21 protein-coding genes and 1 pseudogene are annotated in these 23,833 nt (G+C 67.3%); 6 read left to right on the forward strand and 16 right to left on the reverse strand.

Annotated elements, in window-relative coordinates:
• The 8 genes and pseudogenes from HB724_RS15260 to HB724_RS15295 form a co-directional block, all read right to left on the reverse strand.
• Window positions 1-338 (reverse strand): annotated as a pseudogene (locus HB724_RS15260) (GTPase HflX); the annotation flags it as partial.
• Window positions 339-347: 9 nt separating this feature from the next.
• The gene (gene hfq / locus HB724_RS15265; protein ID WP_256731544.1) at window positions 348-926 is read right to left on the reverse strand and encodes an RNA chaperone Hfq; all 579 of its coding nucleotides are present in this window, start codon (window positions 924-926) and stop codon (window positions 348-350) included.
• Window positions 927-970: 44 nt separating this feature from the next.
• Window positions 971-2,350 carry a sigma-54 dependent transcriptional regulator gene (locus HB724_RS15270; RefSeq protein WP_213981803.1) on the reverse strand — a complete coding sequence of 460 codons (1,380 nt, stop codon included), beginning with the start codon at window positions 2,348-2,350 and terminating at the stop codon, window positions 971-973.
• Window positions 2,347-4,605: an ATP-binding protein gene (locus HB724_RS15275; protein WP_256731545.1), complete on the reverse strand. Its 2,259-nt coding sequence runs from the start codon at window positions 4,603-4,605 to the stop codon at window positions 2,347-2,349. Before HB724_RS15275 ends, HB724_RS15270 begins: the two co-directional genes overlap by 4 nt.
• A gap of 60 nt (window positions 4,606-4,665) precedes the next feature.
• Window positions 4,666-6,111 (reverse strand): nitrogen regulation protein NR(I), encoded by a 1,446-nt coding sequence (gene ntrC, locus HB724_RS15280; RefSeq protein WP_213981804.1) that lies wholly within the window; start codon window positions 6,109-6,111, stop codon window positions 4,666-4,668.
• A complete protein-coding gene (locus HB724_RS15285; RefSeq protein WP_213981805.1) occupies window positions 6,108-7,226 on the reverse strand; it encodes an ATP-binding protein in 1,119 nt (372 codons plus the stop codon). The genes ntrC and HB724_RS15285 overlap by 4 nt, the downstream gene beginning before the upstream one ends.
• Window positions 7,202-8,200 carry a tRNA dihydrouridine synthase DusB gene (gene dusB / locus HB724_RS15290; RefSeq protein WP_213981806.1) on the reverse strand — a complete coding sequence of 333 codons (999 nt, stop codon included), beginning with the start codon at window positions 8,198-8,200 and terminating at the stop codon, window positions 7,202-7,204. The genes HB724_RS15285 and dusB overlap by 25 nt, the downstream gene beginning before the upstream one ends.
• A gap of 64 nt (window positions 8,201-8,264) precedes the next feature.
• A complete protein-coding gene (locus HB724_RS15295; protein ID WP_213981807.1) occupies window positions 8,265-8,459 on the reverse strand; it encodes a hypothetical protein in 195 nt (64 codons plus the stop codon).
• Between the two features lie 137 nt (window positions 8,460-8,596).
• Here HB724_RS15295 and HB724_RS15300 point away from each other — a divergent pair, with 137 nt between their 5' ends.
• On the forward strand, window positions 8,597-9,745 hold the full coding sequence (locus HB724_RS15300; RefSeq protein WP_213981808.1) for a bifunctional 2-C-methyl-D-erythritol 4-phosphate cytidylyltransferase/2-C-methyl-D-erythritol 2,4-cyclodiphosphate synthase: 1,149 nt from the start codon (window positions 8,597-8,599) through the stop codon (window positions 9,743-9,745).
• A gap of 40 nt (window positions 9,746-9,785) precedes the next feature.
• The gene (locus HB724_RS15305; protein ID WP_213981809.1) at window positions 9,786-10,316 is read left to right on the forward strand and encodes a CinA family protein; all 531 of its coding nucleotides are present in this window, start codon (window positions 9,786-9,788) and stop codon (window positions 10,314-10,316) included.
• Here HB724_RS15305 and HB724_RS15310 read toward each other — a convergent pair.
• Both HB724_RS15310 and lipA read right to left on the reverse strand, forming a co-directional pair.
• Entirely contained in the window at window positions 10,247-10,738 is a 492-nt protein-coding gene (locus HB724_RS15310) for a type II toxin-antitoxin system RatA family toxin (protein ID WP_213981810.1), read from the reverse strand. The genes HB724_RS15305 and HB724_RS15310 overlap by 70 nt on opposite strands.
• A 153-nt stretch (window positions 10,739-10,891) precedes the next feature.
• Window positions 10,892-11,818 (reverse strand): lipoyl synthase, encoded by a 927-nt coding sequence (gene lipA / locus HB724_RS15315; RefSeq protein ID WP_213981811.1) that lies wholly within the window; start codon window positions 11,816-11,818, stop codon window positions 10,892-10,894.
• Window positions 11,819-11,921: 103 nt separating this feature from the next.
• Between lipA and HB724_RS15320 the strand changes: the two genes are divergently transcribed.
• A complete protein-coding gene (locus HB724_RS15320; protein WP_213981812.1) occupies window positions 11,922-12,551 on the forward strand; it encodes a carbonic anhydrase in 630 nt (209 codons plus the stop codon).
• Between the two features lie 2 nt (window positions 12,552-12,553).
• Here HB724_RS15320 and HB724_RS15325 read toward each other — a convergent pair whose 3' ends face one another.
• A complete protein-coding gene (locus HB724_RS15325) occupies window positions 12,554-13,327 on the reverse strand; it encodes a polyphosphate kinase (protein WP_213981813.1) in 774 nt (257 codons plus the stop codon).
• 63 nt (window positions 13,328-13,390) lie between these two features.
• On the reverse strand, window positions 13,391-15,184 hold the full coding sequence (gene aspS / locus HB724_RS15330) for an aspartate--tRNA ligase (RefSeq protein ID WP_213981814.1): 1,794 nt from the start codon (window positions 15,182-15,184) through the stop codon (window positions 13,391-13,393).
• Between the two features lie 177 nt (window positions 15,185-15,361).
• On the opposite strand from aspS, the gene rnd reads away from it, so the two are divergent.
• Together rnd and HB724_RS15340 are read left to right on the forward strand one after the other, a co-directional pair.
• Window positions 15,362-16,537, forward strand: a complete 1,176-nt coding sequence (gene rnd / locus HB724_RS15335; RefSeq protein WP_213981815.1) for a ribonuclease D — start codon at window positions 15,362-15,364, stop codon at window positions 16,535-16,537.
• Window positions 16,534-16,821 carry an I78 family peptidase inhibitor gene (locus HB724_RS15340; RefSeq protein ID WP_213981816.1) on the forward strand — a complete coding sequence of 96 codons (288 nt, stop codon included), beginning with the start codon at window positions 16,534-16,536 and terminating at the stop codon, window positions 16,819-16,821. The genes rnd and HB724_RS15340 overlap by 4 nt, the downstream gene beginning before the upstream one ends.
• Window positions 16,822-16,973: 152 nt before the next feature.
• Here HB724_RS15340 and HB724_RS15345 read toward each other — a convergent pair whose 3' ends face one another.
• From HB724_RS15345 to HB724_RS15360, 4 genes are read right to left on the reverse strand one after another with little or no spacing between them, the layout of a single operon-like run.
• Window positions 16,974-18,473: a Ppx/GppA family phosphatase gene (locus HB724_RS15345; RefSeq protein ID WP_213981817.1), complete on the reverse strand. Its 1,500-nt coding sequence runs from the start codon at window positions 18,471-18,473 to the stop codon at window positions 16,974-16,976.
• Between the two features lie 5 nt (window positions 18,474-18,478).
• Window positions 18,479-20,665 (reverse strand): RNA degradosome polyphosphate kinase, encoded by a 2,187-nt coding sequence (locus tag HB724_RS15350; RefSeq protein WP_213981818.1) that lies wholly within the window; start codon window positions 20,663-20,665, stop codon window positions 18,479-18,481.
• Entirely contained in the window at window positions 20,662-21,273 is a 612-nt protein-coding gene (locus HB724_RS15355; protein WP_213981819.1) for a DnaA/Hda family protein, read from the reverse strand. The genes HB724_RS15350 and HB724_RS15355 overlap by 4 nt, the downstream gene beginning before the upstream one ends.
• Window positions 21,270-22,565 (reverse strand): heavy-metal-associated domain-containing protein, encoded by a 1,296-nt coding sequence (locus HB724_RS15360; protein WP_256731547.1) that lies wholly within the window; start codon window positions 22,563-22,565, stop codon window positions 21,270-21,272. Before HB724_RS15360 ends, HB724_RS15355 begins: the two co-directional genes overlap by 4 nt.
• Before the next feature lie 64 nt (window positions 22,566-22,629).
• On the opposite strand from HB724_RS15360, the gene purM reads away from it, so the two are divergent.
• Window positions 22,630-23,736, forward strand: coding sequence for a phosphoribosylformylglycinamidine cyclo-ligase (gene purM, locus HB724_RS15365; RefSeq protein ID WP_213981821.1), 1,107 nt, complete (start codon window positions 22,630-22,632; stop codon window positions 23,734-23,736).
• Window positions 23,737-23,833 lie beyond the last annotated feature (97 nt).

Genomic DNA, 23,833 nt, shown 5'->3' on the forward strand with positions numbered 1-23,833 from the left:
GTGCGATCGATCACCTTGCAGCCGAGCGCAGTCTCCAGATTGCGCTGCTGCACCGGCGTCAGCGCCGCGTCGAACACCGCGAGGTCCAATTCCCCATCGCGCACCGTCTCGGCCAGCGCCTCGACCTGGCCCGAGCCGATCAGCGTGCCCGGCTTGGGGCTCCGGAGCTTCACCGCCACCTTCTCGCGCACCTCGATGCCGATCGCGGCGGCAAGGCCAGCGGTCTCCTCCAGGCGCGCCTCCGCGTCGCGCGAGCTCGCGCCCATGTCGGGATAGACGACAAGCGCCCTTGCCCCGCGAGCGAATTCGTCGGGGTCGCGCTCGAAACCGGTGCTCATAAGGTCACATCAATCGCTGTCGGAACCGTTGGTTTCCTCGGCGAGGTTCAGCGGGTGCGCGGGCTGGATCGTCGAGACGGCATGCTTGTAGACGAGCTGCGCCATGCCCTCGCGCTGGAGCAGCATGCAGAACAAGTCGAACGCGGCGATATTGCCCTGGAGCATCACACCGTTGACCAGGAACATCGTCACATTTTCCTGCGCCTTGCGCACGGCGTTGAGGAAGATTTCCTGTAATACCGGGTTCTTGTGCTGATATTCCCCCGCCGCCTCGAGGAGCGCGGAAAGATCGACCGGGCCGGCGGGCATGATCGTGGAAATGGCATGCTTGTAGATGAGCTGCGACTGGCCGTCGCGACGCAGCAGCACCGAGAAATTGTCGAACCAAGTAACGATGCCCTGAAGCTTCACGCCCTTGACCAGGAACATGGTCACAGGAACCTTGGAGCGGCGGAGTGAATTGAGGAAGAGATCCTGAAGCGAGGTTTGCTTCTCTGCCATGCTGTCGGTCCTTCTATTCTTGGCGGGATCTGTCCCGCGTTGCGCCGGTTCCCGGCGTCGGAGGGCGCGCGCCACCTCGGCGCGCATGCGCGCGTTTTAAGGGTTTAGCGTCCGCCCGTCCATAGGCGCCGCTATTCGTCGCGCGTATCGGTGATGCCGAGCAGCTTGAGTTTGCGGTGGAGCGCCGATCGCTCCATCCCGATGAACGTCGCGGTGCGCGAGATATTGCCCGAGAAGCGGCGGATCTGGACGCGCAGATATTCGCGCTCGAAGCTCTCGCGCGCCTCCTTGAGCGGCGATCCCATGATCGCGTTCGATCCCGCGCCGCCGGCGGCATCGCCCTGGCGGCCCAGCACCTCGGGGGGCAGCAGATCGACATCGATCCGCCCGATCCGGTCGCCCGGCGCCAGGATCACGGTGCGCTCGACGACGTTGCGGAGCTGGCGGACATTGCCCGGCCATTCATAGCTCTGAAGGGCCACGATCGCATCGGGCGCGATCTCGGGCGTCGGCACGCGGCGCTCGGCGGCATAATGCGCGGCGAAATGATCGACGAGCGCAGGGATATCCTCTCGCCGGTCGGTCAGCGGCGGGATCGCGACGGGCACGACATTGAGGCGATAATAAAGATCCTCGCGGAAACGCCCTGCGGCGATCTCCGCCATCAGGTCGCGCGCCGTGGCGGAGACGACGCGGACATCGACCTTGACGGTGCGCGTGCCCCCTACCCGGCTGAAGCTCTGGTCGGTCAGCACGCGCAGGATGCGCGCCTGGGTAGCGACCGGCATGTCGGCGATCTCGTCGAGGAACAAGGTGCCGCCATGCGCCTGTTCGAGCAGGCCGGTGCGGACCAGATCCCCGCCCTCCTCCACGCCGAACAGCTCTTCCTCCACCCGCTCGGGCGTCATCCGCGCCGCGCTGACGATCACGAAGGGCGCCGAGGCGCGCTGGCTCCAGCCATGAAGCAGCCGTGCCGCGACTTCCTTGCCCACGCCGGGGCCGCCGGTGATGAGCACGCGGCTTCCCGTGGAGGCGACGCGTTTCAGGGTCGCGCGCACCGAATTGATCGCGCCCGAGCTCCCGGTCAGGTCGTTCTCGCGACCCACCGAGGCGCGCAGGGATTTGACTTCCTGCCGCAGCCGATCGGTCTCGGTCGCGCGCTCGACCATCAGCAGCAGCCGCTCGGCCTCGAACGGCTTCTCGATGAAATCGGAGGCGCCGCGCCGGATCGCCGCCACGGCAGTATCCAGATTGCCATGGCCCGAGATCACCAGCACCGGGATCGAGGAGTCGCGCCGCTTGATCTCGTCGAGCAGTTCCAGCCCGTCGAGCCGGGAGCCCTGGAGCCACACGTCGAGCAGCACCAGGCTGGGCCGGCGTTCGGCGATGGCTTCCAGCGCGGCGGTGCTGTCGGCGGCGCCGCGGGTGGCATAGCCCTCGTCCTCCAGAACACCCGCGACCAGCTCGCGGATGTCGCGCTCGTCGTCGACGACCAGGATATCGAGGCTCATGATGTACTTCCGGTTCGTGTAAGCGCCGCGGGCCGCGGATCGCTGCTGTCCTGATCGGTGGTGTCGGTGGCGAGGTGGTCGAGCGCCTGGATGTCGAAGCAGATCGTCACCAGCGTGCCCCCGCCCGGGCGATCCCCGAAGGCGATGGTGCCGAAATGCTCCTCGATGATCTTCTTGACGATCGCGAGGCCCAGCCCGGTGCCGCGGCTGCGCGTGGTCATATAGGGCTCGACGATCCGGTCGCGCTCGATCGGCAGGCCGACGCCGTTGTCCTCGACGGTGAGCTCCAGCTTGTGGTCGTGTTCGGGCGACATGGTCAGGATCACTTCGCCGCGCGGCAGCGCCTCCCCCTCCCCGCGCGCCTCGATCGCCTCGACGGCGTTCTTGATGACGTTGGTTAGTGCCTGGCCGATCTGGCGGCGGTCGCAGATCAGGCTCGGCGCGGGATCGGGCGCGTTGAACTCGAAGCGGATCGTGGGGTGCGCAACCTCGTGGAGGAACATCGCCTGGCGCGCGATGTCGAGCAGCGATTCGCGGCGGAACAGCGGCTTGGGCATGCGCGCGAAGGAGGAGAATTCGTCCACCATCCGGCGGAGATCGCCCACCTGGCGAACGATCGTATCGGTGAGGCGAGCGAACACGCCGTCGCCCGGATCGATCTGCTTGCCATAGCGCCGCTGGAGCCGCTCGGCCGCGAGCTGGATCGGTGTGAGCGGGTTCTTGATTTCGTGCGCGATCCGCCGCGCCACGTCGGACCAGGCGGCGCGGCGCTGGTCGAGCAGTTGCTGGGTGATATCGTCGAAGGTGAGCACCTTGCCGCCCTCGTCGGCGGTGATCTTCACCGCAAGCGTCCGCGCCTCGCCGCCGGCATTGATCTGGACCACGGCCTCGCGGTCCCCGCCGTCGAGCAGCGCGTCGAGCTCCGGGGCGATCTCGGCCAGCGGCCTGCCGACCGGATCCTCCCCGCCCCGGCGCAGGAGCTCGGCCGCCGAGGCGTTCATCAGCCGCACAGTGCGATCCGCCGCGGTGGAAATAACGCCCGCCGACACGCCCGACATCACCGCCTCGATCAGCGCGCGGCGACTCTCGATCTGAGCATTGGCACTCACCAGCGCATGGTTCTGCGCCTCCAACCTGGCGGTCATGATATTGAAGGTGCTGCCGAGGGCGGCCACTTCATCGCGCGATTTCGCCACGGGCACGCGCACCGAGAGGTCTCCGGCGGAGACCCGTCGCGCAGCACCGACAAGCTCGTTGAGCGGCCGCACGAGCCGATCGGCGACGGTGAGCGCGATGAAGACGACCACGCCGATCACGAGCAGCGAGATCACCAGCAGCGCGATGTTGAAGCGGATCTGGAGCGATCGGGTGCGGCTGAGTAGCGAGCCGTAATCGCTCAGCACCGCGCGGGCGCGGTCCATGCGCGCGGCCATCTCCTTCGCGCCTACTTCGCGCGTCGCATAGAGGAACAGGTCGGTGCCGAGCACCCGGGTCAGCGAATAGGTGCGCTGCGAATTGGTGCCGATGACGCTTTGCGAGCTGCCCTGAAGCTTGCGGATATCGCTATATTCGATGTCCTGCATCGGATTGCGATCCGAATTCTTGACGATCGCGATCGTGTGAATCTCGCCATTGGCCGTCGCAGAAAACAGCACGGCGTTCGAAAGGCTGCGCTGGTAGACGTCGCGCACGAAGGTATTGGTGAATTCGCTGCTGTCCGGCTCCCAATGATATTCCAGGAGCATCTGGCGCACATCATTCGCCATGGCGACATTCTCATTGTCGACATAGCTCATCATCTGCGCATAGGATTCCTTGGCGAGCTGCTGCGAATTGTCGATCATCGCGCGGGTGCGCGGCGAGAACCAGAATTCTGCCCCATATTGGAACAGCAGCGAGGCGATCACCGCAAGCAGCACGGTCGGCACGCTCGCCAGGATCGAAAAGATCGCCACCAGCCGGACGTGGAGCTGTCCCTCGCCGCCCGCCGCCGAACGCGCCGCCCGGCGCTTCGCCACGCGGCGGCCGAGCAGCACGATCAACGCGCCGCAAGCGAGCAGATTGGCGACGAGCAGAAGCGCGACGAGCGGAGGCGTCAGCAGCCGTTCCGGAGAAGTGCGCCCACTGATCGCAAGATAGGTTCCGATCACAATCGCGATCGCCAGCGCCAGCACGCCGAACTCCACCGCCGGCGTGACGCCAAACCGGCGCCGCGCGGGCGTCAGTTCGGCAATCGGCTCGGGAACTCCATCCATCGTTGCTCGAATACAACGCAATTGTTGCCCAGAAAACACATAATTTGCGTCAACTTGTCGCTATTCGCTGTCATCCTGACGGCCGCCGAGACCAATCCCCAGCGTATCGAGACGCTTGCGCAGCGTGTTGCGGTTGATCCCCAGCGCCCGCGCCGCGCGGAGCTGGTTGTGCTGGTGCCGCGCCAGCATCGCCTCGATCAGCGGGCGCTCCACCTCGCCGATGATGCGATCATAGAGCGAGCCGTCGTCGAGCGCGCCGGGCTCCTCGATCGCGATCCGCTCGAGTCGCGCGCGCACCGCGGCCTCGATCCCCGCATCGCCCATCGCGGGCATCGCCGCATTGGCCTCGCCCAGCGCGCGGCGGATCGTCGCTGAGTCGATCCACTCGTCGCGGGAGAGCGCCGCGATCCGCCGCATCAGGTTTTCGAGCTGGCGGACGTTGCCCGGCCAGTCGAACGCCTCGAGCACCGCCACCGCATCGCGATCGAGCTGTTTGCGGGGCAGCCCGTCCTCGGCCGCGCGATCGAGGAAGTGCCGCGCGAGCAGTTGCACGTCCTGGCGCCGCTCGCGCAGGGACGGCAAAGCGACGGGCACGACGTTCAGGCGATAGAACAGGTCTTCCCGGAACTGCCCCGCCTGGACGAGCTGGTTCAGATCCTTGTTGGTCGCCGCGACGATGCGCACGTCGGCGCGGATCGTGCGCGCGCCGCCCACGGTGGTGAACTCGCCCGATTGCAGCACGCGCAGCAAGCGGGTCTGCGCGTCCATCGGCATGTCGCCGATCTCGTCGAGGAACAGGGTGCCGCCTGCCGCCTGCTCGAACTTGCCCGCGACTCGCGCCGCCGCGCCGGTGAAGGCGCCGCGTTCATGGCCGAACAGCTCGGCCTCGATCAGCTCGCGGGGGATCGCCGCCATGTTGAGTGCCACGAACGGCGCCCGTCGCCGCGGCCCCAGATCGTGGATCGCCTTGGCGACCAGCTCCTTGCCGGTGCCCGACTCGCCGGAGATCAGCACGGTCAAGTCGTTCGAGACGACGCGGGCGATCACCCGATAGACTTCCTGCATCGCCGGCGAGCGGCCGATCAGCGAGGTGCCGGCGCCGGTCTCGGCATCGGGCAGGTCGGCGGGCTGGCGGCGCCCGCGCGCCATCGCCCCGCGCACCGCCTGGGCCAGCACGTCGAGATCGAAGGGCTTGGGCAGATAGTCGAACGCCCCCACTTCGGTCGCGCGCACCGCCGTCGCCAGCGTGTTCTGCGCAGAGAACACGATCACCGGCAGCGTGGGATGCTCGTCCACCAGCGCGGCGACGACATCGAGCCCGTTGCCGTCGGGCAGCACGACATCGGTCACCAGCACGTCCGGCAGGCCGTTCACCAGCACGCGGCGCAACTCCGCGATGCTCGCGGCGGTCGTTACCCTGTGTCCCTCGCGCTTGAGCGCGGCGGCGACCACGGTGCGGATAGCGCTGTCATCATCGACGACCAGGACCGAACCCGGCGCGGTCACGCGCTGGCCCTGGGGAGCAGAATACGGAACACCGTTACCTCCGGTTCGCGCTCGCGCGCATATTGAACGATGCCGCCCATGTCGCGCACCAGCTTCTCGACCAGAGGGAGCCCCAGCCCCTTCCCCTCCGGCTTGCCCGATACGAACGGCTCGAACAGATGCTCGGCGATGTCCTGCGGCGCGCCGGGGCCATTGTCCATGACGAGGATCTCGATCGGCAGCGGCTGGCGCGGCCGTCCGGGTCCGGTGCTGATCGACATGCCGTGGCGATAGGCGGTCGACAACGTGATGCGCGGCTGGGCGAGGTCCACAAGCGCCTCGGCAGCATTCTTGAGCAGGTTGAGCAGCACCTGAAGGAAGGCGTCGGGATCGATCTGCACCGCGGGCAGCGAGGGATCGAATCGTTCCTCGATCACCATCCCCCGCGCGAACCCAGCCAGCGCGACCCTCCGCGCGTGATCGAGCAGCGGATAGACATTGGTCGGTGCCAGCTTGAGCGGGCGCGTATCGGTGAAATCCTGCATCCGGTCGATCAGCGCGACGATGCGGTCGACTTCGGTGGTGATGAGCTGGGTCAGCTCGGCCTGGCCCTCCCCCGCGCCGCTGCTCAGGAGCTGCGCCGCGCCGCGGATGCCGGAGAGCGGGTTCTTGATCTCGTGCGCCAGCATCGCCGCCGCGCCCACCGCCGCGCGCGCGCCCGCCGTGCGATCGGCGCCCTGGGCGATGCGGCGCGACTGGGGCGCATGATGCAGCGTCACGATCCGCCAGCCCGGATGATCGGCGACCAGGGTCTCGACGAAATCGACGCGGATGCGCGCGCCGCGGATCGCCTCGATCTCGGTGTCGAAGGCCGCGAAGCCATGCCCGTCGCGCCGTGCGGCATAGTCGGCGGGCGGCAGCAGCACCGCGTCATAGGGCTGCCCGACCATCGTCGTCTCGCTATGGTTGAGCAGTGCCTCGCAGGCGGCATTGGCGCGGGCGATCCGCCCGTCGGGATCGATCACCAGCACCGCGACCGGCAGTGCGCCGAACAGCTCGCTGAAGCCTGGTCCGGTGATCGCCTCCGCCTTAGCACGCCGCAGGGCGGCGCTCAGGCCGCCGCGCGGGAAAGCCATGGCGCATAGAATTCGGCGAGCATGTCGAGCACTACCCGGGGATCGGCCTGCTGGTTCACCTTGTTGCGGAACTCGGCCGAGCCATGGATGCCCTTGGTGTACCAGCCGATATGCTTGCGCATCATATTGACGCCCACCTCGTTCCCATAATGAGCGAGGGTATCGATATAATGCTCTGTAATCACGCGATATTGTTCTTCGAGCGACGGATCGGGGCGCTCGCCCTTGCCGCTCAGCGCGTCCATCATCTGCTTGAGAACCCATGGCCGGCCATAAGCACCGCGCCCGATCATGACGCCATCGGCGCCCGACTGGCGCAGCGCCTCGCGCGCGTCCTCGATCGTGCAGATGTCGCCGTTCGCGATCACCGGGATCGACACCGCATCCTTCACCCGGCGGATGAAGGCCCAATCGGCCGAGCCCTTGTACATCTGGTTGCGGGTGCGGCCATGGACGGTGACCATCCTGCATCCCAGATTCTCGGCGATGCGCGCCAGTTCGGGAGCATTGAGGCTGTCATGGTCCCAGCCCATCCGCATCTTGAGCGTCACCGGCACCTTCACGGCCTTGACGCAGGCATCGACGATCGCGGCGGCGTGCTTCAGGTCGCGCATCAGCGCCGAGCCGGCATCGCCATTGGTCACCTTGCGCACCGGGCAGCCCATGTTGATGTCGATGATCGCCGCGCCGCGATCCTCGTTGAGCTTGGCAGCCTCGCCCATCTCATAGGGCGTGCAGCCGACGAGCTGCATCGAGACCGGCTCCTCGATCGGATCCCAGGCCGCCTTCTGGAGCGACTGGCGCGTCTCGCGGATCGCCGCCTGGCTGGCGATCATCTCGGTGACGTTGAGCCCCGAGCCGTAGCGGCGCACGACGCGGCGAAACGGCAGGTCGGTCACGCCCGTCATGGGCGCGAGCAGCACCGGCTCGTCGATCCGCACCGGACCGATCTGGATAGGGGCGAGTTGAGTCATGATCTGCCTGAAAAATAGGCAATGGCGCCTAGCTTCACAAGCGGTGATTGGCAAGGTGGAGGATTTACACGGCCAAGTTGGCGAAGGTTGCGCCGGGCCTCCCTGCGCAGAATTTTCCACTTTCCGTCAAACGGGACGGAAACGGGCGGGTTTCCGCGGAGTCGGTGTTGTTCCAGTGGACGAAGCGAGCGCCGAAATTCACAGGGATCGGGATAATCGCGATCAGTCGATTGAAATCGCGTGCGTAATCCACGTTCATATTCGCATCCACAATGTCAAAGAGCGCTGCCGTCCTTTCGGACGACGGGCCCAGCCTGTGCGGCGATATCCTACAAGTACAGCGGTTTCGGCGGCGGCCCCTACCCTCGTCCCGTCAGTTGGGCTAGGCGCGCGGCCATGACCAAGCCGAGAACCGCCGCGCTGATCGTTGCCGCCGGCAGCGGCACCCGCGCGGGCGGCGCGATCCCCAAGCAGTTCGCACCGATCGCCGGCCGGCCGATGATCGCCCATAGCCATGGCGCCCTCGCGCGCCATTCCGCGATCGACACCGTCCTGGTGGCGATCGCCGAGGGCCAGCAGGCGGCGCTCGAAGCCGCGCTGGGGCCGGTGCCGTTCGTCATCGGCGGCGCGAGCCGGCGCGAGTCGGTGCGCAACGGGCTGGAGGCGCTGGCAGGGCATGACCGCGTCCTGATCCATGATGCGGCGCGCCCTTTCCTGCCGGCCCGGGTGATCGACGACCTGCTGGATGCCCTCGACCGGCATGAGGGCGCCATCCCTGCCCTTCCTGTCGCCGACACGCTGGTTCGCCACGACGGCGTGATGGGCGACAACCTGCCGCGCGACGGGCTTTATCGCGTCCAGACGCCGCAAGCCTTCGCCTACGCGGCCGCGTTCGCCGCGCATCGCGACTGGCCGGAAGGTGTGGATGCGACCGACGACGCCCAGATGGTCCGCGCGCTCGGCCATGCCATTGCGATCGTTCCCGGAGACCCGATGCTGGAAAAGATCACCCATCCCGCCGATTTCGCCGCAGCGGAAGCCCGCTACGCCGCGACGCTCCGCGTCCGCACCGCCCAGGGCTTCGACGTCCACCGCTTCGCCGAGGGCGAGGCATTGTGGCTCGGCGGCGTCCTGATCCCGCATTCCAGGGGGCTTTCCGGCCATAGCGACGCCGATGTGGCGCTCCACGCGATCACCGACGCCCTGCTGGGCACGATCGGCGCAGGCGATATCGGCATGCATTTCCCGCCGAGCGACCCGAAATGGAGGGGCGCCGCCTCGGCGCGCTTCCTCCAACATGCCGCGTCGCTGCTTGCCGCCCAGGGCGGGATCATCGACTTCATCGACCTGACGCTGATCTGCGAGGCTCCCAAGATCGGTCCGCACCGCGAGGCGATCCGCGCCGGCATCGCGGATATTCTCCGCATCCCCGCCGGCCGCGTCAGCGTGAAGGCGACCACCACCGAACGCCTGGGCTTTACCGGCCGCGGCGAGGGCATGGCGGCGCAGGCAATCGCCACGGTGCGAATAGCGGAAACGAACTGACTGGCTTCATTAACATGACGGTGGCAAACGCGCCTTCATCATGGACACGATTCTCCCGTCCGAGCTGATCGAAGCCGCCCGCAGGGTGCTCGACGCCAATCGCGCCGCGGGCCGCCGCATCGCCGTGGCCGAAAGCTGCACCGGCGGGCTGGTCAGCGCGGCGCTCACCGAAATCCCCGGCTCGTCCGACGTGTTCGAGGCAGGGTTCGTCACTTATTCGAACGAAGCCAAGCATGACGTGCTGAAGGTCAGTACCGACGTGCTGGAGACGTTCGGATCGGTCTCGATCGCGGTCGCCTGGAGCATGGCGCAGGGCGCGCTCAACAACACGCATGCCGATGTCGCGGTGGCGATCACCGGTATCGCCGGCCCCGATGGCGGCAGCGAGAAGAAGCCGGTGGGCACGGTCGTCTTCGCCCAGGCCGAGCGCGCCGCCGATCCGCAGCACGTGGTGGCCGATGCGCGGCACCTGGAGAATAACGGCCGCGGCGGAATCCGCCTTCAGGCGGCGCTGGTCGCGCTCGAACTGCTGATGCCGGGCGAGCCGGCGCCCGAGGAAGAGCCCGCGTAGAGCTTCGCCGCGCGCTCCTCGAACGCGCCGATCATCTTCCGCAGCGCCCGATCGAACACCTGGCCCGCCAGCATCTCGAACACGCGGTTCTTGAAAGCGAAGTCGACGCTGAAATCGACCAGGCACCCGCCCTTGCCGTCGCTCCGGAACTTCCAGTCGTTGTTCAGGTGCTTGAGCGGCCCTTCGAGATAATCGACCCGGATATGCTCGGCCCGCTGCTTCTCCACCTTCGAGGTGAAGGTCTCGCGCAGCCCCTTGAAGCCGACGATCATGTCCGCGACCATCGCGGTCGGGCTGTCGGATCGCACCCGGATCGCACTCACCCAGGGCAGGAATTCGGGGTATCGCGCCACGTCCGCCACCAGATCGAACATCTGTTCGGGGGTGTAGGGTAAGTGGCGTGTTTCGGTGTGTTTAGGCATTTTCTAACTCCTCCCCGGAACGGGGAGGGGGACCGCGGCGCGAGCGGCGTGGTGGAGGGGGGGGCCACCCTCCACCAGCAACATCCTTTGGCGAGAGCGGGGCCCCCTCCACCATGCTTCGCATGGTCCCCCTCCCCGTTCCGGGGAGGAATTTCACGCAGGCACCTTCGCCAGCTTGGCCGCGCGGGCCTCGCGCATCTTCGCGAAATCGTCGCCGGCGTGATAGCTCGACCGCGTCAGCGGCGAGGATGCGACCAGCAGGAAGCCCTTGGCGCGGGCGATGGCGCCATAAGCCTGGAACGCCGCCGGCGTCACGAACTCATCCACCTTGGCATGGCGCGGCGTGGGCTGGAGATACTGGCCCATCGTCAGGAAATCGATGTCGGCCGAGCGCATGTCGTCCATCACCTGATGGACCTCCAGCCGCTGCTCGCCCAGCCCCAGCATGATGCCGGACTTGGTGAAGATCGACGGATCGAGCTTCTTCACCGTCTCCAGCAGACGGATCGAGGCGTAATAGCGCGCGCCGGGGCGGATCGTCGGATAGAGCCTGGGGACGGTCTCGAGATTATGGTTGTAGACGTCGGGCCGCGCCGCGACGATCGCCTCGACCGCGGCTTCGTGCTTGTTGCGGAAATCGGGGGTCAGGATCTCGATCGTCGTGGTCGGGTTCGTGCGGCGGATCGCCTCGATCACCTTCACGAACTGGCTCGCCCCGCCGTCCTTCAGGTCGTCGCGATCGACCGAGGTGATGACGATATGCTCCAGCCCCATCTGCGCGGCGGCATCGGCGACGTTCTGCGGCTCCATCGGATCGACCGCGCGCGGCATGCCGGTCTTGACGTTGCAGAAGGCGCAGGCGCGGGTGCAGGTGTCGCCCAGGATCATCACCGTCGCGTGCTTCTTGCTCCAGCACTCGCCGATATTCGGGCAGGCCGCCTCTTCGCAGACCGTGGTCAGGCTTTTCGAGCGCATCAGCTCGCGCGTGGCGGCGAAGCCGGCCGAAGTGGGCGCCTTGACGCGGATCCAGTCGGGCTTGCGCTGGCGTTCCGGCCGGGGAAGCGGAGTAAGATCGTTCATGACAAGGGCAGATAGAGCCGCGCGGCCGGTTTCGCCAGCCCCGCTTGCTGCAACCGGGATGTCGCAATCGACAACCGCACCGCACCCGGCTAATCGCCCCTGCATGGAAGGTCTCGGCGCGCTCATCTCCGGCTATCACCGCTTTCGCGATACCGGCTGGAGCTCCCAGCGCGCGCGCTGGACCGAACTTTCGGAGGGGCAGAGCCCCAAGGCGATGGTGATCGCCTGCTCGGACAGCCGAGTCGATCCCGCCCAGATCTTCGATACCTCGCCCGGCGAGATCTTCGTGGTGCGCAACGTCGCCAACCTGGTTCCGCCCTTCGAGATCGACGATCGGCGCCACGGCGTCTCGGCCGCGCTCGAATTCGCGGTGACGCAGCTAGAGGTGAGCGAGATCGTTGTGCTCGGCCATGGCGCGTGCGGCGGCGTCAGCGCCGCGCTGTCGCGCCGTTTCGAGGGCAAGGCGCCGGGCGACGGCGGGTTCATCGCGCACTGGGTCGACATGCTCGACGCCGCGCGCGACCGGATCGTCGCGGAATTGGGCACCGGTCCTGAGGCGGTGCATGCGCTGGAACTGGAGACGGTGCGCGTCTCGATCGCGAACCTCCGCACCTTCCCCTGCATTCCCGAGCGCGAGGCAGCGGGCACGCTGCGGCTGCACGGCGCCTATTTCGCCATCACCGACGGCATCCTGCATGTGATGGACGAGAAGGGCGCCTTCGCGCCGGCCTGAATTCAGTCGCCGAGCGCCTTGCGCGCGACCTTCTCCACCTCGGGATCGAGCGCGGGCGGCTCCATCGGGACATGCTCTTCCAGCCGGTCGGCGATCGCGGTCAGCGCGGCGATGCGCCCCGCCTTCTTGTTGTTGCCGTCGATCACGATCCAGGGCGCCGTCCTGGTGTTCGTCTCGCGGAACATGTCGTGCATCGCGTCGAGATATTCGGCGCGCTTCGCCCGGTTGCGGTAATCCTCCAGCCCGGTCTTCCAGCGCTTCCAGGGATGCTCCAGCCGGTCGCGCAGGCGCTTGTCCTGCGTCTCCTGGGTCACATGGATGAAGATCTTGATGAGCGTGGTCGCGGTCAGAGCCTGTTGCCGCTCGAAATCGTTGATCTCGGCATAGCCGCGCTTCCACTCGGCCTCGCTCGCATAGCCTTCCACCCGCTCGACGAGCACGCGCCCGTACCAGCTCCGGTCGAACACGGCGATATTGTGCTGCGCCGGCAGCCGCCGCCAGAAGCGCCAGAGGAAATGATGCGCCAGCTCTTCCGAGGTGGGCGCGGAGATCGGCCAGACCTCGAAATAACGCGGATCCCATTCGCCGGTCAGGCGCTTGATGATCCCGCCCTTCCCCGCCGCGTCCCAGCCCTCGAACAGGATAACGGCGCGGCGCTTGTGGATGATGTGCGCGGTCTGGATATGGCTCAGCCGCCGCTGCAGTTTGGCGAGGGCTTCGTCATAGTCGCCGTCGAAGGATTTGCCCTTCTCATAGTCGCCCAGATCAATCGCCATCGCCGTCTCCTCGGCGCCCTATGTGGCACGCAGCGCCGGGGCGCTGCAATGCCACGGAAGGGATCAGGCCGGCGTGACGCCCGGCGCCAGCCGGATATGCAGTTCCTTGAGCTGCTTGTCGTTCACGAACGAAGGCGCCTGCATCATCAGATCCTCGGCCTTCTGCGTCATCGGGAAGGTGATGACTTCGCGGATATTGGGCTCGTCGGCCAGCAGCATCACGATGCGGTCCACGCCCGGCGCCGATCCGCCGTGCGGCGGCGCGCCGAACTTGAAGGCGTTGATCATGCCCGCGAAGTTCGTATCGACCTCGGCCTGGGTATAGCCGGCGATCTCGAACGCCTTGTACATGATCTCCGGACGATGGTTCCGGATCGCGCCCGAGCTCAGCTCCACGCCGTTGCAGACGATGTCGTACTGGTACGCCAGGATATCGAGCGGATCCTTGGTCTCCAGCGCCTCCAGCTCGCCCTGCGGCATCGAGAAGGGATTGTGGCTGAAATCGACCTTCTTGGCGTCCTCGTCATATTCGAACATCGGGAAATCGACGATCCAGCAGAATTCGAAGCGCTTCAGGTCGATGAGCTCGAGCTGCTCGCCCACGCGGGTCCGCGCCAGGCCGGCCAGCTTGGCCGCCTGGGCTTCCTTGCCCGCGGCGAAGAAGATGCCGTCGTTCGGGCCGAGGCCGAGCGCTTCCGCGATCGCCTTCATGCCCTCCTGGCCATGGTTGTTGGCGATCGGGCCGCCGAACACGCCGTCCTTCTGCGTGGCATAGCCCAGGCCGGGGAAACCCTCGGACTGCGCCCACGAATTCATGTCGTCGAAGAACTTGCGCGACTTCTCGTGCGTGTTCGGCGCCGGGATCGCGCGGACCACTTCGCCCGCCTCGACCATCGAAGCGAAGCGGCTGAAGCCCGATCCCTTGAACTGCTCGGAGACGTCGGTGATGAGGATCGGATTGCGCAGGTCGGGCTTGTCGTTGCCGTATTTCAGCATCGATTCGCGGAACGGGATGCGGCGGAACGGCAGCGGCGAGACGCTGCGGCCCTTGCCCTCCCAATCGGCGAACTCCTCGAACACGCCGTGGAGCACCGGCTCGATCGCGGCGAACACGTCATCCTGCGTGACGAAGCTCATCTCGAAATCGAGCTGGTAGAACTCGCCGGGCGAGCGATCGGCGCGGGCATCCTCGTCGCGGAAGCAGGGGGCGATCTGGAAATAGCGGTCGAACCCCGCGACCATCAGCAGCTGCTTGAACATCTGCGGCGCCTGCGGAAGCGCGTAGAACTTGCCGGGATGGACGCGGCTGGGGACCAGATAGTCGCGCGCGCCCTCAGGCGACGAGGCGGTCAGGATCGGCGTCTGGAACTCGGTGAAGCCCTGCCCGATCATCCGCCGGCGCAGCGATGCGATCACGTTCGAGCGCAGCAGGATATTCTTGTGCAGCCGCTCGCGGCGCAGATCGAGGAAGCGATAGCGCAGGCGGATATCCTCGGGATATTCGGCATCGCCGAACACCGGCATCGGCAGCTCCTGCGCCGCCGACTGGACCGAGACCTGTGCCGCGCGCACTTCGATCGCGCCGGTCGGCAGGTTGGGGTTCATCGCGGCGGCGTCGCGCGCGATCACGTTGCCGGTCACCGTCACGACCGATTCGCTGCGCAGCGACTCGATGGCCGCGAACGCCGGCCCGCTGATGTCGGTGACGATCTGGGTGATGCCGTAATGGTCGCGCAGGTCGATGAAGACCAAGTCGCCATGGTCGCGCTTGCGGTGCACCCAGCCGGACAGGCGAACCTCCTGGCCGACATGTTCGGCGCGCAGTTCCGCGCAGTTATGGGTACGATAGGCGTGCATGGGTCTTCTCTCGCTGTTTCGTCACCCCGGCGAAAGCCGGGGTCCAGGGTTACAGGCGATATCCCGCCTGGCTCTGGATCCCGGCTTTCGCCGGGATGACGGCTAAAAATTGATAGGCCGGGCGCATCTCCGTCCCACCCTCTTTTGTCAACCCGAAGACCGGTCTATGGGCTCCAGATGCACATCCATGGCCTGATCGAGGACTCCGCCGCCCTCGCCAATCTCTGCACCCGCTTTGCCGCCAAGCCCTATATCTGCGTGGACACCGAGTTCATGCGCGAAAACAGCTATTGGCCCGAGCTCTGCCTGATCCAGATCGCCGATGACGAGGAAGCCGCCGCGATCGATCCGATGGGCGGCATCGACATGAAGCCGCTCCTCGACCTGCTGACCGAGAATGAGGACGTGCTCAAGGTATTCCACGCCGGCGGGCAGGATATCGAGATCGTCTACAACCTGACCGGCAAGACGCCCCACCCGCTGTTCGATACCCAGGTCGCCGCCATGGCGCTCGGCCAGGGCGAGCAGATCGGCTATTCGAACCTGGTCGACACCTATCTGGGCATCACCGTCGACAAGGGCGCCCGCTTCACCGATTGGGCGCGCCGCCCGCTCGACAAGCGCCAGATCGACTATGCGATCGCCGACGTCACGCATCTCTCGAAGATCTTCCCCAAGATGCTCGACAAGCTGCGCAAGACCGGCCGCGGCGCCTGGCTCGACCAGGAGATGGAGCGGCTGGCCGATCCCGAGAATTATCGCAACGACCCCGATCAGGCATGGCAGCGCGTCCGCGTCTCCAGCCGCAAGCCCGAAGTGCTCGGCCGGCTGAAGGCGCTCGCCCGCTGGCGCGAGCTGGAGGCGCAGGGCAAGGATCTGCCGCGCGGCCGCATCGTCAAGGACGAGACGCTCGCCGATCTCGCCGGCACCCCGCCGAAGAAGCAGGCCGATCTCGGCCGCGTGCGCGGGCTTTCCGCCGCCTGGGCGGGCAATGACATCGGCGGTCGGCTGATGGCGGCGCTCGACGGCGCGGCGCCGATGTCCGCCGCCGAGCTTCCGCCGCGCGACGATCGCAAGCCTTCGCTGGGCAAGGACGGCGCGCTGGTCGCCGATCTGCTCAAGCTGCTGCTCAAGATCCGCGCCAAGGAGATCAACGTCGCCGCGCGCCTGCTCGCCCGGTCCGAGGATCTCGAATCGCTCGCCGCCGGCCAGCGCGACAGGCTGCCGATCCTCGAAGGCTGGCGCTACGAGCAGTTCGGCCGCGACGCGGTGGCGCTGGTCGAGGGCGAGCTGGGCTTCACCGTCCGCGGCGGGAAGCTCAAGATGACCCGCACCGAGGGACCGTCCGCATGATCCGTCTCGCCCTCCCCCTGATCGCGCTCGCTGCCGGGGGGTGCATGCAAAACAGCCCGCCCAAAACCGAAGTGCCCGGCGTGCAGTGCAATGCCAATGGGCTCAAGCGCCTTATCGGTCAGCAGCGCAGCCCCGAGGCAGAGACGCTTGCGAAGCAGCTTTCAAATGCGAAGACCGTGCGCTGGCTGGAGCCGGGTTCGGTCATGACGATGGACTTCCGGCCCGATCGACTGAACCTCAACGTGGACGAGCAGGGCCGCATCACCAGCGCACGCTGCGGTTGAGCCCATCCGCCACCCCGGCCGAAGTGCCCGGGGTCCACTTATCCTCCAGAGAGCCCCTTGAGCCTCCAGCGGCTCTACCAGCTTCCCGGTGGACCCCGGCACTTCGGCCGGGGTGACGACGGGTTTACCGTTTGCCGGCGGGCATATCGTCCCTAAGCCTCCAGCACCGGCGTCTTGGCAAAGGCGGCGGCCAGCGCGCGGTGGCGCTTCTCCACTGCCTCGCCATAGAGCGGCTCATCGATGCTCTCCAGGCACAGCGCCAGCTCGTCCGCATCCAGCCGCACATGCGATCGCCGGAGCGGCGCCGCGACGCCGCCGCTCAGCCGCTGGCCGAGCCGCATCGCCAGTCCCCACAGCTTGGCGCGGTGCAGCACTTCGGGGCCTGCGAGCCGGCCGAGCGGCTCGGGCGTCTCGGCCGTGCCGCCGAGCGAGGTGAACAGCGCCTGCGCGACGATCGCCCGGCCGATCGAGTCGATCCCTACCCAATTGCCGTGCAGCCCGATCTCCATGCCGCGCTCCGCCCGGAATTCCGGGTTCGCCCGCCAACCGACATCGGCGAGCAGGCAGGCGGCGTGGCGCAGCCGGGCGAGATCGGCCGCATCGTCTTCGAACAGCGGCGCCACCCAGGCATCGAGCAGGTCGCCATGCTCGGCGAAGCGCCCGAGCCGCTGGCCCTCCTCGCGCGCGGCGACGATCAGCGGATCCTCCTGGCGCTCCTGGATCGACAGGCGCTGGAACAACAGCCCTTCGCGCAGGCCATAGGCCGAGACGACGGTTCCGCTGCTGCCCAGATGCTTGAGCATGCAGCCCAGTACCGCGGTCGCGTTGCCCAGCGTCGGCACCCGCGCGCTCGACAGGTCGGGAATCGCCTTGAGATCGGATTTCGAGATCAGCCCCAGCGTGCGCCCCAGCTCGGCGATGCGATCGAGCGAGAGCGGATATTGGTGGACGATCGGCAGCGGATAGTCCGACAGGTGCATGTCGAGCTTGGCGAGCGAGCGCCACGATCCGCCGACCAGATAGAAGGGCAGATCCTTGCCCCGCCCCTTCCAGCCGGCCTCGTCGATCAGCCTGGCGACCTGGCGATCGAGCGCGCCCTTGCCCTGGGCACGGATCGCGTCGAGCCGCAGCACCCCGAGCGGGAACGACACGCGATCGGTGACGGTGCCCGCCACCACGCGCACCAGCTCCAGCGATCCGCCGCCCAGATCGCCCACGATCCCGTCGGCATCGGGAATGCCGGAGAGCACCCCCATGCCCGAAGCGGTCGCCTCCTCCTCGCCCGACAGCAACTCCACGTCGAGCCCCAGCGCCTCGGCGGCGGCGATCAGATCGCCGCCATTGGCCGCGTCGCGCACCGCCGCCGTCGCCACCGTGCGCAGCTCGCTCACCTGCATCTCGCCCGCCAGCAGCGCGAAGCGTGCCAGCGCCGATCGCGCCATCGCCAGGCTCGCCGCGTCGATCGTTCCCGTCTCGCCCAGCCCCTTGCCCAGGCCGGCCAGCACCTTTTCGTTGAACAGGATCGACGGCAGCCGCGCCGCCCCTTCATAGACGACCAGGCGCACCGAATTGGACCCGATATCGATGATCGCGACGCGCGCGTTCGCCGATACGCGCTCCTGGCGGGGTTTGCGAAAAAGCAACGTGGCCACCGCCTTCAATTCTCCCTGGTCGGGGAACGACGCCGCCTGAGCGAAAGTTTCGGCACCGGCCTGCGCGATTCGAGCGCCGCGCCCCGGCCGGAGAGCGAGGGATTGGTCATGAAATAGCGGTGCAGGTTGAACGAGCCCTCCTCGCTCGGCTCGATGCGGTCATATTGGCCGTCGCTCTGGAGGCTCCAGCTCTGCTCGTTGTCGAGCAGATTGGCGACCAGCACCTGGTCGAGCACCTGATCGTGCACCGTCTTGTTGAGGATCGGCAGCATGAACTCGACGCGGCGATCGAAATTGCGCGGCATCCAGTCGGCCGAGGAGATGAACAGCTTGGCGCCGTCGTTCGGCAATGCCTTGCCGCCGCCGAACGCCCAGATGCGGCTATGCTCCAGGAAACGCCCGACGATCGACTTCACCCGGATATTCTCCGACATGCCCGGCACGCCGGGCCGCAGGCAGCAGATGCCGCGGATGATGAGGTCGATCTGCACGCCCGCATTGCTCGCTTCATACAGCTTCTCGATGATCGCGGGATCGACCACCGAGTTCATCTTGGCCCAGATCGCGCCCGGCCGCCCCGCCTGGGCATGGGCGATCTCCTCGTCGATCAGGTCGACCAGCCGGTTGCGCAGGTCGCGCGGGGAGATGCCGAGCAGCTCCAGCCCGTGCGGCTCGACATAGCCGGTGACGTAGTTGAAGATCTGCGCCGCATCGCGCCCGATCCGCGGATCGGCGGTGAAGAAGCTGAGGTCGGTATAGATGCGCGCGGTGATCGGGTGATAATTGCCCGTGCCGAAATGGCAGTAGGTGCGGAAGGCATTGCCCTCGCGCCGCACGACCATCGAGACCTTGGCATGGGTCTTCCAGTCGATGAAGCCATATACGACCTGCACGCCCGCACGCTCCAGCGCGGTCGCCCAATAGAGGTTCTGCTCCTCGTCGAACCGCGCCTTGAGCTCCACGACGGCGGTCACCGACTTGCCGGCCTCGGCCGCGGCGATCAGCGCGTTGATGACGGCGGGCTGCTTGCCGGCGCGATAGAGCGTCTGCTTGATCGCGACCACGTCCGGGTCCGCCGCCGCCTGGCCCAGGAACGAGAGCACGACGTCGAAGCTCTCATAGGGATGGTGGACGACGATGTCCTTGGCGCGGATCGCCGCGAAGCAATCGCCGCCATATTCGCGGATCCGCTCGGGAAAGCGCGCCGAATAGGGCGAGAATTTCAGGTCCGGCCGATCCTCCTCGACCAGCGTCGCCAGGTCGCCGACGCCCAGGAAGCCACCGGTCTCGGTCAGCAGCGCCTCGCTGCCGCCCAGCTCCTCCTTCAGCACCGCCTCCAGCTCGGGCGCGATGCCGTCCTCCATCTCGAGGCGGATCACCCTGCCCCGCCGCCGCCGCTTGATCGCGGAGCGGAAGGTCATGACCAGATCCTCGGCCTCTTCCTCGATCTCGATATCGCTGTCGCGCAGCACCCGGAATGCCGCCGCGCCCAGCACGTCGTATCCGGGGAACAGCACCGGCGAGAAATGCTTGATGAGCGTCTCCACCGTCACATAGCGCGCCGGATCGCCCGGCAGCCGGACGAAGCGCTTCATCGTCGTCGGCAGCAGCACGAGCTCGCGAATCGGCTCATGGTCCGAACGGCGGACGAGATCGAAGATCACGCTCGATCCCTGGTTGGGGATGAACGGGAACGGGTGCGCCGGATCGAGCGCCTGGGGCGTGAGGATCGGGAAGATCTGCTCGCGGAAATGATCGGCAAGCCAGACTTCGGTCTCACCGTCGATTCCATCCGCCTCCAGCACGGTGATGCCCGTCTCGGCCAGCTCGGCGCGGATGTCGATCCACACGGCCTGCTGGCTGTCCGCCAGTATCTCCGCCTCGGCCGAGATCGCCGCGAGCTGCTGGGCCGGGGTCAGGCCGTCGGCCGAATGCGCCTCGATATCCTGGAGCTGCTGCCCCATCAGCCCCGCCACGCGGACCATGAAGAATTCGTCGAAATTGCTTCCCGAGATCGACAGGAAGCGCAGCCGCTCGAGCAGCGGATGGGCGGGATTGAGCGCCTCCTCCATCACCCGGCGGTTGAAGGCGAGCCAGGAGAGCTCGCGGTTGAAGAAGCGCTTTCGGGCATCCGCCGGCGCGGTGCGCGGCAGATCCTGCGGGGTTCGTTGGGTGGTGGCAGCCTTGGTCATTCGTTCTCGCTAGCGCCGGATTGCGTCAAAAGGCTTGCAGCCTCCAATGTGGCGCGCACCACCGGAATGGACAAGCGCTGTCCCTCCACCTCCAGCGCATCGGCAACGCGCAGGATCGCGACATGGCTGCGCTCCACCCGTTTGGCGATCCAGGCGATCACATCGGGCTTGGCATGCAGCAGATGCCGCTCGAATGCACGCTCCAGCAATTGCGGGATCAGCACATCGTCGGGCGGCCCGATCTCCAGCAGCGGCGAAGCTGCGAGTCGCGAGCGCAGGTCGGGCAGCTTCACGTCCCATGCGGGCGGCGCGGCATCGGCGACGATCAGCAGCGGGTGGCGCTCCGATTGGGCGCGGTTCCAGGCGTGGAAGATGTCCGCCTCCTTCACGCGCTCGGCATCGTCGATGATCGTCGCGCCGGTCTTGGCCGCGAAGATCCGCGCGAGCAGGCTCCGCCCGGACTTGCGAGGACCGACGAGCAGGGCCGCCATCACCGGCCAGGTCGCCCAGCGTTCGAGCTGTTGGACCGCGCGCAGGTTTGATTCGCCGACCAGGAACTCCGTCTCGCTCGCCTCGGGCAGGCCGAGTGGCAGGCGTAGCTGGTTCATTGGCCCCGGGGTGTCGCCGTTGCCCGGGGCGTGGGGCCGGCCCGGGGCGTCGCCGTGACCTGGGGCGAAGGCGGCGCGCTGGGCGTCGCGGCGCCTCCTCTGCGGATGCGCAGGACACCCGGCCCCTCCTGCACGCTCCATCCGCGTGCCTCCAGCGCCGAACGCAGGGCGGCCTGTGATCCGTCATAGGACACGTGCATCACCGATATGCCGCCCAGCGCGAGGCTGGTCGTGTTCGCCGAGCGCACGCCTGGAAGCCCACGCATCGCCGCCTCGGACGCGGTGAGCGACGCCGCGGTCGGCGTTTCCACCTGCACGGTCAGGCTGGTGGTCGTGGCGGCCTCGGCGCTGGGAGTCGGCATGGGGGCCTCTTCCTCGGTCGCGGTCTCTTCCACGGCCTGGGCCGAAGGCGGCCGAGTCGCCAGCAGCGGGTCGGTGCGCAGCGCCCCGCTCGCCAGCGCCTTCTGATAGGCCTCGTCCATGCGCTGGATGCCGGTGTCGAGCAGCGTGTCGATCGCGTCGCCATTGTCGACGCGCAGCGCGAAGCTGGTCACCGGGCGCCGATCAGGACCGTGGCTCGCCGAGAAGATGCCGACGATCGGCCCGCCCGGATAGTCGCGGCGAAGCTGCACTTCGGCGACCAGCACGTCCGAAGCGCCATATTGGTCGAGCACGGTGCGCCACCAGTTGCGCCCGCGCCGCAGCGTCTGCCCGGCATTGACGAGCAGCGAATCGGGGCCCGTGCCGCGCAGCCGCACATAGTCGATCGAGCTGCCCGCGGCGCGGAAGCGGTTCCAGGCGCGCGCCCAGGCGGTCTCGCGCTCATATACCTGCCCCGTCCCGCCCGAGAATTGCAGCGGCACCAGCAGCATCGGCGGCGAATGGGTGACGGCGATCGAGACGCCTAGCATCTGCCCGGCCCGCCCGCGATCGAAGAGCACGCCCAGCTTGGCGATATAGCGAGTCGGCCCGATCTGCTCGCGCTCGACGACGATGCCGGTGACGAGCGAATCGAGCGTCGAATCGGAAAGGCTCGATCCCTTGCCGGTCAATCGCTTGGCCAGCATGTCCCAGCCCTTGCGCTGGGCGATCCGCCAGCCGCCGAGCCGCGCGGTATCCGCATCCTTGCCGCTCACATCGACGGCGATGCCCGAAACCTCGAAGCTGCCGGAGGCGTCGATCGGCACCGCGCTGATGCCGTTGCCGGGCGCCTGCGCCATCACGGCGGCCACACCGCCCAGGGCGAGCGTGGATGCGATGGCGATGGCGAGGAATGGGCGGCGAAGCTGCATGCGATGGCCCTTTTGACGAACCGGGCGTGGAAATCCAAGCGCGTTGTGGCTAGGCGCTTTTTCCATGAGCGAGAACGAACCGGGCCAAGGCCCCTATACCTATGCCCAGGCGGGCGTTTCGATTGCGGCCGGAAATGCGCTGGTGCGCGCGATCGGCCCGCTTGCCCGCGCCACCCGGCGCCCGGGCGCGGACGCCGATCTGGGTGGATTCGGCGGCATCTTCGACCTGAAGGCGGCGGGTTTCACCGATCCGCTGCTGGTCGCCGCGAACGACGGCGTCGGCACCAAGCTCAAGCTCGCGATCGATGCGAACGCGCATGACGGCGTCGGCATCGACCTGGTCGCGATGTGCGCCAACGATCTGATCGTCCAGGGCGCCGAGCCGTTGTTCTTCCTCGACTATTACGCCAGCGGAAAGCTGGACAACGCCGTCGCCGAGCGCGTCATCGCCTCGATCGCCGAGGGCTGCCGCCAGGCCGGCTGCGCGCTGATCGGCGGCGAGACGGCGGAGATGCCCGGCATGTATGCCGCCGGCGACTATGACCTCGCCGGCTTCTGCGTCGGCGCGGTCGAGCGGACCCAGCTGCTCGACGGCAGCGCGATCCGTCCGGGCGACGTGATCCTCGGCCTCGCCTCCACGGGCGTCCATTCCAACGGCTTCTCGCTGGTCCGCCGACTCGCCGCCGACAAGGGCTGGAAGCTCGATCGCCCGGCGGTGTTCGATCAGGACGTGATCCTGATCGACGCGCTGATGGCGCCGACGCGCATCTATGTGAAGAGCCTGCTCCCGCAGGTCCGCAAGGGCGCGATCCACGGTCTCGCCCACATCACCGGCGGCGGCCTGCTGGAAAATGTGCCGCGCGTGCTGCCCAGGGATTGCCACGCCCGCATCGACGCCGCCGCCTGGCCGCTCCCGCGCCTGATGGCGTTCCTCCAGGCCCAGGGGAATATCGAGCCCGAGGAGATGGCGCGCACCTTCAACTGCGGTATCGGCATGATCGCGGTGGTTTCCGCCGCCGATGCGGATGCCGTGGCGGCGGAGCTCACTGCCGCCGGCGAGACGGTCCATCGCATCGGCACGATCGAGTCGGGCGAGCGTGGCTGCACCGTTTTCGGCCCCGCCGAGACCTGGAGCGCGCGTTCGGATTGGAGCGCTTCGCATAATGGCTGATCTTCTCCCCTTCCGCTTGCGGGAGGGGTCGGCGGAGGGCTTGTTCCTTGCACCCGACAGCCTCTCCCCTAACCCCTCCCGCAAGCGGAAGGGGAAC

Source organism: Sphingomonas sp. dw_22 (assembly GCF_018449795.1).
Lineage (GTDB): Bacteria > Pseudomonadota > Alphaproteobacteria > Sphingomonadales > Sphingomonadaceae > Sphingomonas.